Here is a 14353-nt window from a genome sequence, read left to right on the forward strand (position 1 = left end):
GCTGTTGATAGCAATGATGGGGATGGACGCCTGTGATTAAACATAAATCCGGGCTCACGCGGATAACACATTACCGCCATTTCGGCTTATGTGTTGCCTTGTTGCTGGTATCGGTTTTTACCGGGACTTATTTTGCCTATGAGCACCGTTACCAGCTGGAAGTTATGATGGATGATTTTGTTGAGCCAGAAGATGAGGTGTCAGCGCCGGCAGTTGATAAGCGGCCAAAGCTTATTGCCACTTTTCGCGACCAGCCGCCCAATATGTTTTATTACTCCAAGGGGCGTTTTTCCGGGCCGCTACGGGTAATGCTGGAACAGGCGACCAGCGAGATAGGTTATGCACTGGAGTGGCGTCAGGCAGCCTTGTCGGCTAGCCTCACCGGCTTGGCAGATAACAGTGTCGATATAGTGCCTCATATCCGCTCCCGCACCCGGGAGAGAGAGAAACTGTATCGCTACAGTATCAGCATCAGGGAAGAGCAAAGGTCTATTTACTTTGCCCAGTGGGAGCATGACCCTAAAGTGATTAGCAACTTAAACGATCTTGAGGGCATGGCGGTGGGTTATCCGCAAGGTAATTATTTTAATACCCAATTTCAACAGGCGAGTCATTTTAAAAAAGAGCCGTATTCGTCGATTGAGTCAATGGTCATGGCCTTTCACCGCCAGGAGATCACTGTCATGCTGGTCAGCAGCAAGCGGGAGGTTGAACAGCGCCTGCAAGCCGTTGGCGCCAGGAGTGTTAAATACGCAGACTTTACCCTGGATGATAACCCGGAACTCTATTTTTTATATTCAAAGAATCCGGCACTACAAGCTGTCTATGATCGTTTGGATCAGGCGTTGAGCGATATGAAAAAGCGGGGGGAAGTTGAGGATATTTTCCACAGTTTTGCCCTTGCCGCACCAGAAAAGGGATCGCAGGAGCCTTCTGGTTACGATAAATATGAATGGAGACTTAAATGAGTAAGATAAAATTTTGGCTCAAAGACCACATACCTTACTTTATTGTATTGTTTTTGTTGATCCTATTGTTTTTTGCTGCCTTTTGGCCGCGTATTCTGGTGTTTATTAAACCGGGGGAAGCCGGGGTTATTTATCGCCTGTTAACCAAAGGTACCGTGACCGATTACATTTTCCCCGAGGGCTTACATGTGATCCTGCCGATAGATACCATGTATATATACGATACGCGTATGCAAGTGATATTGCACGATTTTGAGGTATTAACCAAAGCGGGTTTGCCTATCATGCTTACTTTGGCCGTTCGTTACCAACCCATTTACGAATTGTTGGGGGTGTTGCATCAAAAGGTGGGTCCCGACTATCCGGATAAGATCATCTTGCCGCAGATCGAATCCGTGCTCAGGCAGAATATCGGCGGGTTAACACCGGAAGATGTTTATACCAACCGGGAAGGTGTGTTAAGTGACATCATTACCCTGGCCCTGGAAGAAGTGGGACGTAAATATATTCATGTAGATGACATTATTATCCGCTCGGTGGAGCTGCCCGAGAGTGTGCGTGCTTCAATCGAGGAGAAATTGGTTAATGAGCAGCAATTTTTAGCTTATAACTTTAAGTTGCAGCGGGAAGAACAAGAGGCCGAACGTAAGCGGATAGAGGCCGGGGGGATACGCGACTACCAGAAAATCATTACCCCGACCTTAAATGAAAACCTGTTAAAATGGCAAGGTATTCAGGCGACATTGGAGCTGTCGGAGTCGCCTAACAGTAAAGTGGTGGTCATCGGCGCCGGCGAAGATGGCCTGCCGATCATTTTGGGTGGCCAATGATATATTTACAAGTGATGTGTAATCGGGCTATTGGCACTTTTCGGCCGCTGTTGGCGGGCTTGTTGCTGGTTGGCTTAACGGCATGCGGTCAGCCGGAATTGGGCACCACGGCGATCGAAAGAACGGCAATGATCAGACAAAATTATGCCGCCGGCAAGGATATAGATATTGCCCTGGTTTGGCATAAAGATAAAAAACAATTTCGCGACGGGGCAATCCTGGCGGCAGAAGAAATCAATGCCGAAGGAGGCATTGACGGACATCAGCTGAGGCTGCACTTTACCGAAGCCTCTTCCTTTTTAAAGAGTCATCATGTCGGTCGCGCCATGCTCGAAGGTCGCTACCGTAATGCCAAGCAGGTTGCCGGTGCCGACATCGCCCACCGGGTGGTTGCCCGAAACAATGTGTCGGCGGTGATCAGTGCCGATATTCCGGTGGAATCAGCCCTGTCATCTATGGTGGTTTACAAAAAACACGGCGTTTTATTTCTCAATGCCGGCAGTAGTTACTCAAGCATCGACTGGGTTGCCAACGACTTATATTTTCAGCTGCTGCCGCCGAATAAAATCCTTGCAGACAACATTGCCGCTGAAATCAAACAGCAGAAGTGGCAAACGGTTTTTATTGCCTATCTTGATACCTATCACGAGACCGAAGTGATTGAGTTGCTCAGAACCGAATTGGTTAACGACGGCATAACACTGTCGGGCTCTTATGCCATGCAGCTTGGTGAGGGAAATTTAAACCGGGGTTACCAGGGACGCTTGCGGGCATCGCTTGCAGAATTACGCTACAGTGACACCGATGCCATTATTTTACTGATGCCGCCAAAACTGGCTGCTCATGTGATACATTTTACACGTGAAATCGGTGTGCTACAGCCGTTTCTCGGGAGCAGGGAGTTCAATTCGCCGAAGGAGTTTATTGATATTGTCGGCGAGCACGGCATCGGCACCCGGACAACAACTCTTTACCGCGCGGGTGATTATCAGGTTAAACGTTTTGAAGAAAAGTTTAATCAACGCTTTACTGGTAGTAAGGCCAACGTATCGGCCATGTTGGGGTATGACAGTGTTCGTCTCTATGCTCAGGGGGTTGCAAGTGCCAAAACCGTTGTCCCGATCCAAGTCAGTGAGGCGCTGAACTACCGCTTGCCGGTATGGTTTGGTTTACTCGGCAGTTATAGTTTTAATGAAGGGGAGAGTGTCAACATCAATTACTCCATACTACAGCTGGTCAGCCGTAAAGACGGGACGCTGGGATTTGTTGCTGAAAATGATGCTAACTAATACGGACATACTTTTTAATTTGGAGGGCATATGTTTACTGCTTTTTCGCTGTCGCTATTTCTCAGCTTGGTTATAGGCTATTTAGGCCGCAGACGCCGTATCGGATTTTGGGGACTGACATTTGGCTCTTTATTGCTCACGCCAATCGTTGGCCTGATATTACTTTTAATTACCGATGATGTGCCCCAGCCAGAGCAATACCGGCACAAGTAGGCCTTATGCTTGATATCTGGCATATCACACTTGATCAGGACCCTGGCTCCTTGCCGCAAGTGCTGGATGAAAACGAACGGGCACGTGCGGCAGCATGCCAGTTTGACCACCACAGACGGCAGTTCATGGTGTCGCATATTGCCACGCGGCTGATACTGGCGTCATATTGCGCAACAGATGCCGCTAAACTGGTTTTTGAGCATAATGCTTACGGCAAACCTTTCCTGGCCGATCATAAGCCGTTGGTGTTTAGTCTCTCACATGCGGATGAAATGGCCTTATGCGCCGTCGGTAACGGCGAAGCACTTGGTGTCGATATCGAAAAAATACGCCCGATAGCCAGCACAGAGATGGCGGAGCGTTTTTTTTCACCGACAGAGCATCAGCTATTTGCCCGTTTGCCGCGGGGGCAGCAACAAGACGCATTTTTTACCTGCTGGACCCGTAAAGAAGCCTATATCAAAGCCAAAGGACTTGGCCTGGCGTTGCCGCTTGAGCGATTTTCGGTGACAGTCAGTCCTGATCTGCCCGCGGAACTGCTGAGCAGTGACTTTTCAACAGAAGATGCCATCCGGTTTCGGCTAATGGATATAGAGGTTGCCTGCGGCTATAAAGCCGCTCTGGCTTATGCCGGCCCGCCGCCGGGAAAAGTGATGCAGTATCACTTTTCCCGGCGGCCGGATGGGGGAATATTTTTAACGCCCCTAAAACCGCAGGGCGACAATGACCAGGTCATCGACAGAACAATCAACGGCGTCAATTTCAAACCATTGGTAGTCGGAAGTTGACAGTATGGTTAATGGCCAACCAGCTATAGTTTATCATTAGCTGCCTGACAGCTAGGTAAAGCTTCTTAGAATACCTAGATATTTCCGATAAATATTATTATCGGAAATATTGGGGTTAAAGCTGTTCTTCTCAATGACAAACCTGCCACACGCTTAGGCGATACCTGCGAACACGGCGGCAAAATCACCATTTTTAGGTAACGGTATGACAAAAGACAACACAGCCAAAAATCTGGTTATCCCCTAGCTTATTCTCGACTAAATCCAGCATATCACTTTGGATTTTTCTATAGCCGTATACACAGCCGCTTTCTAGCCAGGATTGTTTAATTAATCCTGTTAAATGCCTGTCATTTTTAGTCCGCTTAGACTCTGGTATTTTAAGCCATGCATGAAAGCCACTACGGTGGATTTGCAGTGCTTGGCACATCAATGTTATTGGGTAGCGGTTGAGCCGGGACTTTATGAACGTGTACTTTTCTTTGACTCGCCCGCAAAGTACACGGCGGCTTCCTTTAATAGATCTCGTTCTTGCTGGGTACGCTTTAACTCTTTCTCAAGCTCTCTGATGCGCTTCTCTTGCTCAGATAACTCTTGGTAGTGTTCGCTATTGCTGCCATAGCGTTTTAGCCAGTTGTAGAGACTATTTGATGAGATATCTAGCCGCTCAGCAACGCTTGCAACAGAATGACCTTTATCGGTTACTTGCTTAACAGCCTGTATTTTAAATTCTTCTGGAAATCTTTTGGCGCTCATTCTTCCTCCTAGGACGCAAAGTTTACAACTTATTTGTGTCTAGGAAAATCTGGTCGATTCACATTGTTGTAAATCCATACCCCGCCAATAAAATTGACCAAGTAAATTACAACAGCAAAAAATCTATTCTAAGTCATAGTTAATACTACGGCGATCCATTTAAAGTACTACGGTTAGTTCGCTCTGCATTCACTTTGCCTAATCATTTAGCAATCGTTATCTTTACTTCTGCTTGCTTTGACATTTTAAATATCCCTATTTGTGTCAGATAAAATTTAACTATAGAACATCGGGTTTAATCTATTGAAATAAAACGCCTTTCCTAGAGTTCCACTGCAATAGTTCAGCTAAGCACCATATCAGTCAGGATATTAACGGTTATCAAATCGTAAGATTATCTGCGCCTGTAATTATCCAGACTAACAGCATTAGAGGTAGCAACAACATTTTCATCCTGCTCAACATGGTCAGCAGATATTTGCCGCCAATCGTTGTAGCACCTTAAGTGTATAGCTTTTGAGCCGGTAGATGAATAAGTAATATATATTCATGCTGGCTCCCGTGAATTCCATCCCCGGGAGCCGCTAATATTATTGCTCCAATTCCTGATGAACCTTGTGTATTCTGTGTTTGAAATCTGCTACCTGCTCTTTGAGCCAAATGCTGTAGTGGCTAAAACCGGCGATGGTGGCTTGGTCGAGGGCTTCTGGTTCTCTGACAATGGCGGCGAAGGCGTCACAGATGAAGGCGCATTCTTCGTTGAATTGGGAGAATTCGTCGCACAGCAGTAACATATCGGCTTTGAGCTGTTTTGCTGTCTGCTTTTCCCCCGCTGTTGCTGTGTCAGTTTTTCCGGCAGTTTTGCCTTTTTTGGTGGCATTTTCTTCGGGGTTGTGTGTTGATTCAGACATAACACTGCCCTCCTTTGATTGTGGCAAGTGAGCTATTTACTGCCTTTGCTTGCCGGGGAGCGCGGGGGGAGTGTGCGGGGTGGAGGTTATCGTTAAGCATTATTAGCCGTTGTTGGCTAATGTAGCGGTTAGCATTAGTTGCTAAAAAAACTTTAACCGAGAAAAACTCTGGCATATCATTAACTTTAGCCATGATGGATACCTTTATTATCTGTTGTGGTTAGCTGCTTCTGAGTGGTGGTTCACCCAGGGGCAGCGCTCATTTCGTTTATCTGTTAGATCATATAAGGCTTTTAGCCCTGCTCCTCTGGTTGTTATTTCATCCTTTATTTTATAGTACAAAATGCTGGATAAATCGACAGCTGTTCATGATCTTTTCTTATAAAAGCGCCTGTTTTTATTACTTTATTTTGGACTTGTTCTTCCTGGGATTTAACTCATTGTTATTGAATCATAAGACTTTGAATGATAAGAAATCTTAGCATTAACCTGCCGGATTTTTTTCTACTGAAATCCGGCAGGGCTGTTATTTATTGTTGCGAGGGTAATAGCCCTGTTAGCATGAAAACGGATTAAGCGTCTAATTCAAATTGACGGTGGTATTGTTCCCGGGCTTTCTCGGTAGACATAGACCACAACAGCATAAAGGCACAGCCGGTCAGTATGCTTTTCATGTCCAGATAGTGATAGTAAACCCAATTCCAACCGGAGAATATTTTCGCGACTTCCATGCTGAAACCTATGTCATCTAAATGCCGAATAAAGTTTTCTATCAGTGCCAGTAAATCGATAAACATAAACACAGAGAACAAGCTGGCAAAGGCGACTTCCGCCTTATACATGTGTACTTTGTCGATGGGTTTATTTTGGGCGGCTAACCTGGCGCGGGTAAAGGGCGCCCTGAGTAGCACCATATAAAACAAGATTAAATCGGTAATAAAATGAATGGTGAACATAGCTGCGCCAAGCCAGACAGTGCTTTTGGTTTCATCGGCATATACTTCGCTGAAACCGGGCTCGATGACAAAAGAAAAAAGACTTTCTTCAATGGTCTTTACAATGATGAAACCGGCGCATAAGTACATGATATTGATATCGCCACGATTAACAAACATCACTGTAAATATGCTCACAGTAAAAACAATGGCAATTAGTAAGGTATTTCTACTGACAATAGCAAAAGTGACGATGGCAATGATCAGTGCCAGTTTGAGGATGCTTTTGGTTTGTATAGTAGTCACAACAAGCTCCCTTTTTTACCTGTAACTTGTTTACTCGGTAGGTGCAATGTCCGGTAGCCGTGTGCAAACCTGGTGTGATGTAAATGTTGTTGCGGGTAAGGTATTACCCGGATAAAAACAGCTTGAGTCCTCATCATTATCCTTATGTTGAATTTGGATGTTGTTGATTATCGGACCGGCGGTGCCTGAGGCTGTTTTTCTCCGGACAAGCTGCACTATTGCTGCAAGGCTTGCTTACGACAGGAAGTGATCCTGTCCTCGGTTAAATCAGCTTAAGTTACCAGTGGCCGATAAGGTTGTGTTGTTCGCCGACGGGTTGACTACTTGTGGTCTTGGTGGTGTATGCCCGCCACTTCCTGTGCCGCCGGCAATGCCGGCCAGCATATTTGCAGTGAAGTTGACTGAGCTATCAAGTTTTGAACTTTTTTGAGGCGCGTTTGCGAACTTTTTGAGGTGTTTCATTTTCATCCCTTTGATTAAATTGATCTCTAAGTGTTGAGATTTGCTTAAACAAGGGAGCCAGACTCAGCGAGCAGGCATGACCGATATCTAGAAATTGATTCATCCTTGGCTCGCCAACTCCGGTTTCCCAATTCTCATAGGTGACCCGGCTGACTCCTGCTTTTTTTGCCATTTCCTTGGTAGTTTTGCCTACACTCAGGCGCATATTACGCAAATCCTCACCCATAATATCAAACATAGAAATTCCCTCTATACTTATTTTTCTTAATTAAATCTGCCAAGTACAGGCATCCCCCGTACCGGCAATAGCTCATCAGTCAATATTGCATTTTGCCACTGGTTTTATCCGCTGTTATTTGGCTGCCAGTAAGCTTTGTGCCTGTTCCCTATTCGCTTTGTTTCGCTTTTCCTAGCTTTGGCAAGTTAAAAGCAGCAAAGCAAATCTTCATTTCGGGATGATTATAACGAGTACTATCGTACCTGTCACGATAAAAATGCGTACTATAGTACGTGGCTCTTTTGTACTTATCGTGACAAGATTAATTATCGACATCATTGAGGAGGTACGAAACCATGAAAGTCGTGGAATTCCCGAAAGTAGTGCCACAAGAAAAGCTTGAAGTACGCTTTGGCGCAAAGTTAAGGCAGATCAGAAATGAAAAAGATATTTCCCAGGAAGCACTCGCCGACAAGGCCGGGTTAACCCGCAGTTATATTGGCCGCATCGACCGGGGAAGGATCAATGTCAGCCTGGCAACCTTGTACAAACTGGCGGAAGCCCTGGAAATATCGCCCAAAGAGTTGTTACCTTAAAGCGGTAAAGTCGTATCTGCCGATGTAATTTGGCTGTGGGTCAGTTGTTATTATTTCAGTTCATTTTCAGCGGGCTTGTTGGCAAAGCATACGGCTATTTTGTCGGCAGGTGGGATAAGAAGCGTAATGTAACTGCCCTGCCTGGGTGCAGGTTAAGTTGTTGGTTATTACCTCATATCATATGTTTTTGCCATATGTGTATATCTGAAAAAAGCTATAATGTACTTGAATTCGGTATCGGGCTCCCGGCAAACGGAGCAGCCATACATTGCCAATAAAGCCATTGTTTGAACATAGCTGTTAATCTGCCTGCCCCTGCTGAAATTAATTGCCTATATGTTTTTTACTTGAACAGCCCTGCCCTTTGTTAAATTACTGGTTCAGCCCTTGAACCCAGATCCATATACAGCTTTAGTGCTTTTTTTAACTTTCTTGATGTGTTTTGCCTTGGCTCAGTGTGCAAACTGACATCAGCACTAAGCGTCATTTTCTGTTGAACTTTGCCTGCTCCGGGAAATAAATAACGGCAAATAGTATTGCCTGCAGTTGAAAAACATTGTTTTCATTATGCAAAGAAACCTGGCAAAGAGCTGACTAGAATGCCCCTGCGTTTTTATAAAAAGGAAGTTAATTAAATTGTATAGAGAGCTGATAAATATCCTGGCGGCCAGGGTATTACAGGAGCAGGTTAAACAACCCTGGCTCACTATTGAGGAGATATTAAATGATGCCGGTGTGTGCGGATTAAGCATTGGGGCTATGGTAGAAGCCAGGGCCGCCGTTTATTACCGTTTGGGGCGGGGGCTGACGCAACCCGGGGAGCTTAAAGCCGCCCTTGGCAATTTCATCTTTGATTATCCGGTGTTTCGTTGGTCTGAATTGCGGTTTTATTTCCAGGGGGATCCCAAGGACGCGATCAAAGCGTTATTGACAGCGTTCAAATATACCTGCCGCTATATTTCAGAGCAGGAGGAATTTGTCTGGGCACCAATGCGTATGTGGAATGTCACCGTTCGTCATCAGCTGGCCAGGCGCGCCAAGGTCGGGAGTATAGAATATTTCACTTACCTGAATTACCGGCAGAAAGAGCAAGCTAATAGTGTGTGTAGGTATTAAAGCTTTTCAGCTCAGGCCGGGGGCAGCGCTGTTTTTGCCTCATGGTAGCCGTGACTTTACGTCAACACTCGTTCGAAAATCGTACCACCAGAAGCTCGCTAAAGTAGAAGTTGACAATTTTTTAGGGGCACGTTTGTAATAAATAATCGGCTTGACCAAAGTTATTTTTTATTGTTAACTTACGGTGCACATGAAGTGAATATTATGTATATAAAAAAATAACTAATTTATACGTTGTTACTACTTAAAAGGAAATTATAATGAAAAACAAAAAGGTATCAGCTGCACTACTCGCATTAACATTTGGTATTGGTTTAGGGGCAAGTTCTTCTGCAATTGCTCACCACTATTCATATCAATACTGTACTGCTTTATTTCAATCCTGTGAGTATATGGGAAATATGCTTGCGTGTGAGAATTTTGACCGGCATTGTTAATCGCAGTGTAGTCAGGTAATAAAGCCGCAGATCTGCGGTTTTGTTAATGTTGATATGTCGGTTGCTGATATTCTCACCCCTTTAGCAGCCTTGATTAACATAGCTCACCCGAAAAAAGACAGGGAATTACTACCCCCTGCCTTTGTCATTTGCTTTGCTACTTTTTACATAAAAAGCAACTAGTGCAAGTCAACTTCTACTTCAATCCAGGCACCGGCAGTACCTAAAGTACCGCCTGTAGCGACAGGGGTAATAGTAAAGGCATTGTTTAACTCATCGGTATAACTATTGCCTATGGTCAGTGCAGCATCATTGAGATCATAACCGTTCCACTCGGGATCCCGGATAGAGTCAGGTGTCATATCCAGTAAATACGAGGTGTCATAATAACCTTCTCTTGTGTCGTAATCCGGCACATATTCAGCGATATTAATCATCACGCCATTGGTATCAGCACCATCATTGGTACGGTATTCTACCCAGTAGGTAGGCCCGTTATTACCACTTTTTAATCTAATACCAATATCGCCGTTAATAGACCCTTGATCCAGGGCATAAATTCTATAGGTACCGGAGCGGGTAATTTCTGGTACATCAGCTGTTATATTCCAGGTTTTAAAGAAGTTCTTGTAGTAGAGGTTAAAACCGCCGAAATCCCAGGCATTATTGCCCATCATGCTATCAATATTGCCATAACCTACTTTCTCATTGGCGAGATCTCCTGTGCCTAAGACGGTATTTCCGCCATCAATAGCATCAGCATGGTGTAGTCCCATGGCATGGCCCATTTCATGAACAATTCCCCCCGCTTTGGTGCGCTCATCACCATCTTCATAGAGTCTAATGGCGCCGGGAATGGGACCGGCTTTAGGACTCCAATCAGATATTTGCGGGGCTAAAATCAAGTAAATAGTGTCATCGGTCAGGTTATGGAGGTCTTCACCCAAGTCAACCAGCTTGGCTTCATAATAATCCACCCAATCCCAGGATGAGCCATTATCGAAATCGGATTTGTTTTGGTTAACTTGAATAACCTGATTGTAAATCTCATAGCTGGCGTTAAAGCGGCCATAAGACTCCTTATCAAAGTAATCGGTGACTTCATTCATTTCAGATTGTATCCGGCTTTGGGAATAGGTCAGGTCGGCATCCGGGAATTCAAATCTAAAGACTTTTACGTGAACAGTATCATGCGGCCATTGAACATCCGGGCCATATCCTGTGCCCGGATTTGGGATCGGATCGGTACCGGCGCCGATAGAAACCGTGAAGTCCCGGTAATCTCCATAACCGGCATTACCGCAAGCGTCATTTACCGTACCGGCATGCATTAACACACGCATAGCGGTGTTGCTGACATTAGCCGCCGAAGCCAGATCTAAAGAGGCTGTTACGGCACTGCGACTATTGCCTGATGTGGTAAAAACACGTTCGCCATTATCATCTAAGTCGTTGTCGTTATTTAAATCTATCCAGATACTCCAGTTTTCAGCATATTCCCTGCCGATAAATCCCGGGGTTAATACCAGCTCATCGTTATCGGCCAGCGTAGCACCGCTAGTTAAGGTACCGGCATTTAAGGTGATACTGCTGATGTATTCTTCCGAGCTGTTTGTTGTTATGTCGCAAACCGCCGCAGCCGACTGAGCATAAAGCGCCGTAAAAACCGTGGCAATTGACAGGGCCAATTTAGATTTTGTCGCTTTTGAAGGGGTAGTTAACTTCTTTTTAATATTGTTTTTAGGTTGAAAAAACATGTTGTTCTCCGTTAATTATTATTATCTAAACATCCTCATCAATAGCTTGATGTAACCTGAGCCGTAACCGGCACCGTATTAGTGGTATCTGCGACACATGTCACTCATGACAACACCGTACAGCCAGGCCAGGTTGAGTTGTTTAGTCCATTGACCATGCATTTTTAGCTTTGCTGGGGCATGGATGATTTTTCATTTCATTTTTTGTTTCACTTTTTGCTTAACTTTTTGTTTAAGCAAGTGCTCAAAAACAAGCTCACAATCACCAGCCTGCAACGGCGGTTTTTGCTAAGCGCAGAAACTCTAGTTCACGAAAAACCAATAGTCCTAATCAATAAAAATCAACAGAATCAATCAAGGTATTAAGACTCTTAAACCGGACAAATCAAGTACATCAACTGTTCAATCAAATCCCCTGCAAGGCCCGGAATCAATGGAGTTGATTAAATCAATTCATCATTTATTCAAATCAATCATCAATTATTTGCGAGAAAAAATTTTCTAAAAATGACGGGGAATTATCTGAGTATACTGATATGACTATCACGGTTTTTCGGCTGGGAAAAATAGAACTGTTTTTCATCGCCACTTATACTGAAGCTTTCAAAATATGACGGACGGGTCATGACTTTATGGCGAGTATCAGCAAGAAAGTCGTAAAAATACAAACCACTGTTTCTGTTTTTTAAGTCGGTAAAATAAATACCGGCTGCTGTGATGTGAAAATCGTTATTGGTGGCAAAGCCTAATTTATAGTTTCGCTCAATCAGCAAAGACGAAGCTTTATCTGTATGATTAAAACGGTATATATCCAGACTGTTTTTTCGCCGGTAATACAGGTTACCATCAGGGCCTTCTTTTGCTATTTCAACATGATCCAGGCCAACAGGCTCCAATGTCGCTCCCGAGACGTGCATACGCATCAGCGGCCATTCGCCGTTTTTCGGTAATGAGAAATACAGCCATTGACCATCCAGTGACCAGGAGGAAAGTGCCGGACTGATCTCATCCGGGCATAACTGGCGGGACTGAGTTGTGATCAGGTTCACTAAAAAGCAGCTCTGGTTTATATTCACCAGCACCTCATCACTATCAGGCCGCCAGCTCAGCCGCGGGGGCCAGGATTGATAAGACTTAAAATGCATTAATGGCACCGATACTTGTTGTCGATAGCGCATCAAGTCATGACTTTTGTCGGCATTAACCACACTATAAACCAGGCTGTCATTGCCGGTCCAAAGCGGTAACCTGCTATAAGACGCAGAAGGTATAACCGGTGTGAAGCCGGTGCTGGCCGCTACCCTGGGGTTTGAGGTGCTGACAATATTGGCGCCATTTTCCCGCAACGACCATTCCTGTTGCACTAAAACCGCATCCGTATCTGGTATTTTTACCGGAGAAAAACCCGGATTTTTTAGCTGGTTATAAGTAGAAAACTTTTTATCGTCAAGGGCATAGGTGGTGAGATAACCCTGCTGGTTTAAAAAAACAATGCGCTTATTGTCTAACCAGCTAATGCCATACCTTTGATCTTTACTGATAAAAGCAATCTCATCCAGTTTTTGCTGTAGCAGCGAATAAAGATACAAATATTGACCGTCTTTTTTCGAGCGAATTATCGCGATATGTTTTTTATCCGGTGAGAGTTCATGCACCTTATCTCCAGCACCGCCCAGGGGGGGAGAGGTTAATTGAGTTTTCGTGCCGCTGCCTGTATTAAAACGATAAAGTTTGTAGGGGGCTTTTCGGGCAACCTTGCTATTAAAAATAAAACTTTCATCATCCAGCCATTTTAGTTTGGCGTGAACATCGTAAAAGTTCACATCCAGCAGCTTAGTTTCTTGCTTGAACTTTATGCTTAAGGGGTCGATATCAACAGAATAAAAGGCTTGAACATCCCTGTGGTAGCGTAAAAAACTTAAAGATTTCCCGTCGGGTGCAAACGCCGGGTAATTATCGAAAACAAAAGGTCCATGGCGGTTGGTCTGCTCAGGCTTTCTTGTCTCATCAGGTATTGTCTCATCAGGCATTGTCTCATCAGGCATTGTCCCATCAGGCATTGCCCCGCCAGGCATTGGCGCCCGGGTAATTGCTAGCGCAGGCTGATCGGCTGTCATTGATTGCAAATATATTGTCCAGAAAGGGCTTTGCGGGCTTTGGTAACTGTAGGCCAGGGTTTTGCCGTCGGGGCTTATTGCCGCATTGCGCTCCCGGCCTTGCAGGTAGGTGACTTGCGTGATAGAGGCAGCAGAAAAATAATAACCGTAACCTGCCAGGCCAAGCAGCATTACCGATAAAAAAGCAAAAAAATAACCTGCCCGGTTATGGTTTGAAAGCGACAAGCAAAATGCCCATGCCCGAGCAAAAAAAACAGCAGGTTTCGCCCTGGTTTGCTTTATTTCCCGGCTGTCGGCTAATAACCGATAACCATTGCCCGCACTGCCGGTTACCGTATGTATATATTGCCTGTTGTCATCAAGTGTCTTTAGTGTCTGTCGCAGCCGGTATATATGCTGAGATATCGTATGGTCGGCTGTTTCCTCGTTTTGCCATACGTGTTTTCTTAAATCATCCCGGGTGACCAGGGCTTTTTTTCGCCGTGCCATATAACAAAGTAGCCGGATAGACATAGACTGGACAGCTATGCTTTTATCGCTACAACTCAGTTGCTCTTTTCCCGGACTGACTTGTATCTTGCCTATGGTAAAACTGACATTGGCATCTGTATATCGACTTTTTTGATGATATTTCACCCTGGACCCACTCACATAT

Annotated in this window: 14 protein-coding genes; 8 read left to right on the top strand and 6 right to left on the bottom strand. The window is 44.9% G+C overall.

Annotation, left to right across the window (positions count from 1 at the left end; genetic code table 11):
• The first annotated feature begins 32 nt into the window (after positions 1-32).
• From SG35_RS29540 to SG35_RS29560, 5 genes are read left to right on the top strand one after another with little or no spacing between them, the layout of a single operon-like run.
• A complete protein-coding gene (locus SG35_RS29540) occupies positions 33-968 on the top strand; it encodes a substrate-binding periplasmic protein (RefSeq protein ID WP_044832358.1) in 936 nt (311 codons plus the stop codon).
• Positions 965-1798 (top strand): prohibitin family protein, encoded by an 834-nt coding sequence (locus SG35_RS29545; RefSeq protein ID WP_044832357.1) that lies wholly within the window; start codon positions 965-967, stop codon positions 1796-1798. The genes SG35_RS29540 and SG35_RS29545 overlap by 4 nt, the downstream gene beginning before the upstream one ends.
• The gene (locus SG35_RS29550) at positions 1795-3087 is read left to right on the top strand and encodes an ABC transporter substrate-binding protein (RefSeq protein WP_044832356.1); all 1293 of its coding nucleotides are present in this window, start codon (positions 1795-1797) and stop codon (positions 3085-3087) included. The genes SG35_RS29545 and SG35_RS29550 overlap by 4 nt, the downstream gene beginning before the upstream one ends.
• Before the next feature lie 30 nt (positions 3088-3117).
• The gene (locus SG35_RS29555) at positions 3118-3300 is read left to right on the top strand and encodes a hypothetical protein (protein ID WP_044832355.1); all 183 of its coding nucleotides are present in this window, start codon (positions 3118-3120) and stop codon (positions 3298-3300) included.
• A 5-nt stretch (positions 3301-3305) separates the two neighbouring features.
• Positions 3306-4088: a 4'-phosphopantetheinyl transferase family protein gene (locus SG35_RS29560; protein ID WP_053042960.1), complete on the top strand. Its 783-nt coding sequence runs from the start codon at positions 3306-3308 to the stop codon at positions 4086-4088.
• Positions 4089-4550: 462 nt separating this feature from the next.
• Here SG35_RS29560 and SG35_RS29565 read toward each other — a convergent pair whose 3' ends face one another.
• The 4 genes from SG35_RS29565 to SG35_RS29580 form a co-directional block, all read right to left on the bottom strand.
• Complete coding sequence (locus tag SG35_RS29565) at positions 4551-4844, bottom strand: transposase (RefSeq protein ID WP_044832354.1); 294 nt, start codon at positions 4842-4844, stop codon at positions 4551-4553.
• Positions 4845-5434: 590 nt separating this feature from the next.
• Entirely contained in the window at positions 5435-5755 is a 321-nt protein-coding gene (locus tag SG35_RS29570) for a hypothetical protein (RefSeq protein WP_044832353.1), read from the bottom strand.
• Positions 5756-6327: 572 nt separating this feature from the next.
• Positions 6328-6996, bottom strand: a complete 669-nt coding sequence (locus tag SG35_RS29575) for a hypothetical protein (RefSeq protein ID WP_053042959.1) — start codon at positions 6994-6996, stop codon at positions 6328-6330.
• 409 nt (positions 6997-7405) lie between these two features.
• Positions 7406-7696 (bottom strand): helix-turn-helix transcriptional regulator, encoded by a 291-nt coding sequence (locus SG35_RS29580; protein ID WP_044832351.1) that lies wholly within the window; start codon positions 7694-7696, stop codon positions 7406-7408.
• Between the two features lie 335 nt (positions 7697-8031).
• Between SG35_RS29580 and SG35_RS29585 the strand changes: the two genes are divergently transcribed.
• From SG35_RS29585 to SG35_RS29595, 3 genes are all read left to right on the top strand, one after another.
• A complete protein-coding gene (locus SG35_RS29585) occupies positions 8032-8271 on the top strand; it encodes a helix-turn-helix domain-containing protein (protein ID WP_044832350.1) in 240 nt (79 codons plus the stop codon).
• 636 nt (positions 8272-8907) lie between these two features.
• Positions 8908-9387 (top strand): hypothetical protein, encoded by a 480-nt coding sequence (locus SG35_RS29590; protein ID WP_044832349.1) that lies wholly within the window; start codon positions 8908-8910, stop codon positions 9385-9387.
• Positions 9388-9647: 260 nt separating this feature from the next.
• Positions 9648-9824: a hypothetical protein gene (locus SG35_RS29595; protein ID WP_160298271.1), complete on the top strand. Its 177-nt coding sequence runs from the start codon at positions 9648-9650 to the stop codon at positions 9822-9824.
• A gap of 179 nt (positions 9825-10003) precedes the next feature.
• Here SG35_RS29595 and SG35_RS29600 read toward each other — a convergent pair whose 3' ends face one another.
• Both SG35_RS29600 and SG35_RS29605 read right to left on the bottom strand, forming a co-directional pair.
• Positions 10004-11581, bottom strand: coding sequence for a GEVED domain-containing protein (locus SG35_RS29600; RefSeq protein WP_053042958.1), 1578 nt, complete (start codon positions 11579-11581; stop codon positions 10004-10006).
• A gap of 518 nt (positions 11582-12099) precedes the next feature.
• A complete protein-coding gene (locus SG35_RS29605; protein ID WP_152646574.1) occupies positions 12100-14334 on the bottom strand; it encodes a winged helix-turn-helix domain-containing protein in 2235 nt (744 codons plus the stop codon).
• Positions 14335-14353: the final 19 nt, after the last annotated feature.

The sequence above is a fragment of the Thalassomonas actiniarum genome, assembly GCF_000948975.2.
GTDB classification, from domain to species: domain Bacteria; phylum Pseudomonadota; class Gammaproteobacteria; order Enterobacterales; family Alteromonadaceae; genus Thalassomonas; species Thalassomonas actiniarum.

Bases quoted from the DNA above. Each gene is read 5' to 3' on its own strand.
- SG35_RS29545 (WP_044832357.1), top strand. From the start codon at position 965: ATGAGTAAGATAAAATTTTGGCTCAAAGACCACATACCTTACTTTATT.
- SG35_RS29550 (WP_044832356.1), top strand. From the start codon at position 1,795: ATGATATATTTACAAGTGATGTGTAATCGGGCTATTGGCACTTTTCGG.
- SG35_RS29555 (WP_044832355.1), top strand. From the start codon at position 3,118: ATGTTTACTGCTTTTTCGCTGTCGCTATTTCTCAGCTTGGTTATAGGC.
- SG35_RS29560 (WP_053042960.1), top strand. From the start codon at position 3,306: ATGCTTGATATCTGGCATATCACACTTGATCAGGACCCTGGCTCCTTG.
- SG35_RS29565 (WP_044832354.1), bottom strand. From the start codon at position 4,844: ATGAGCGCCAAAAGATTTCCAGAAGAATTTAAAATACAGGCTGTTAAG.
- SG35_RS29570 (WP_044832353.1), bottom strand. From the start codon at position 5,755: ATGTCTGAATCAACACACAACCCCGAAGAAAATGCCACCAAAAAAGGC.
- SG35_RS29580 (WP_044832351.1), bottom strand. From the start codon at position 7,696: ATGTTTGATATTATGGGTGAGGATTTGCGTAATATGCGCCTGAGTGTA.
- SG35_RS29585 (WP_044832350.1), top strand. From the start codon at position 8,032: ATGAAAGTCGTGGAATTCCCGAAAGTAGTGCCACAAGAAAAGCTTGAA.
- SG35_RS29595 (WP_160298271.1), top strand. From the start codon at position 9,648: ATGAAAAACAAAAAGGTATCAGCTGCACTACTCGCATTAACATTTGGT.
- SG35_RS29600 (WP_053042958.1), bottom strand. From the start codon at position 11,581: ATGTTTTTTCAACCTAAAAACAATATTAAAAAGAAGTTAACTACCCCT.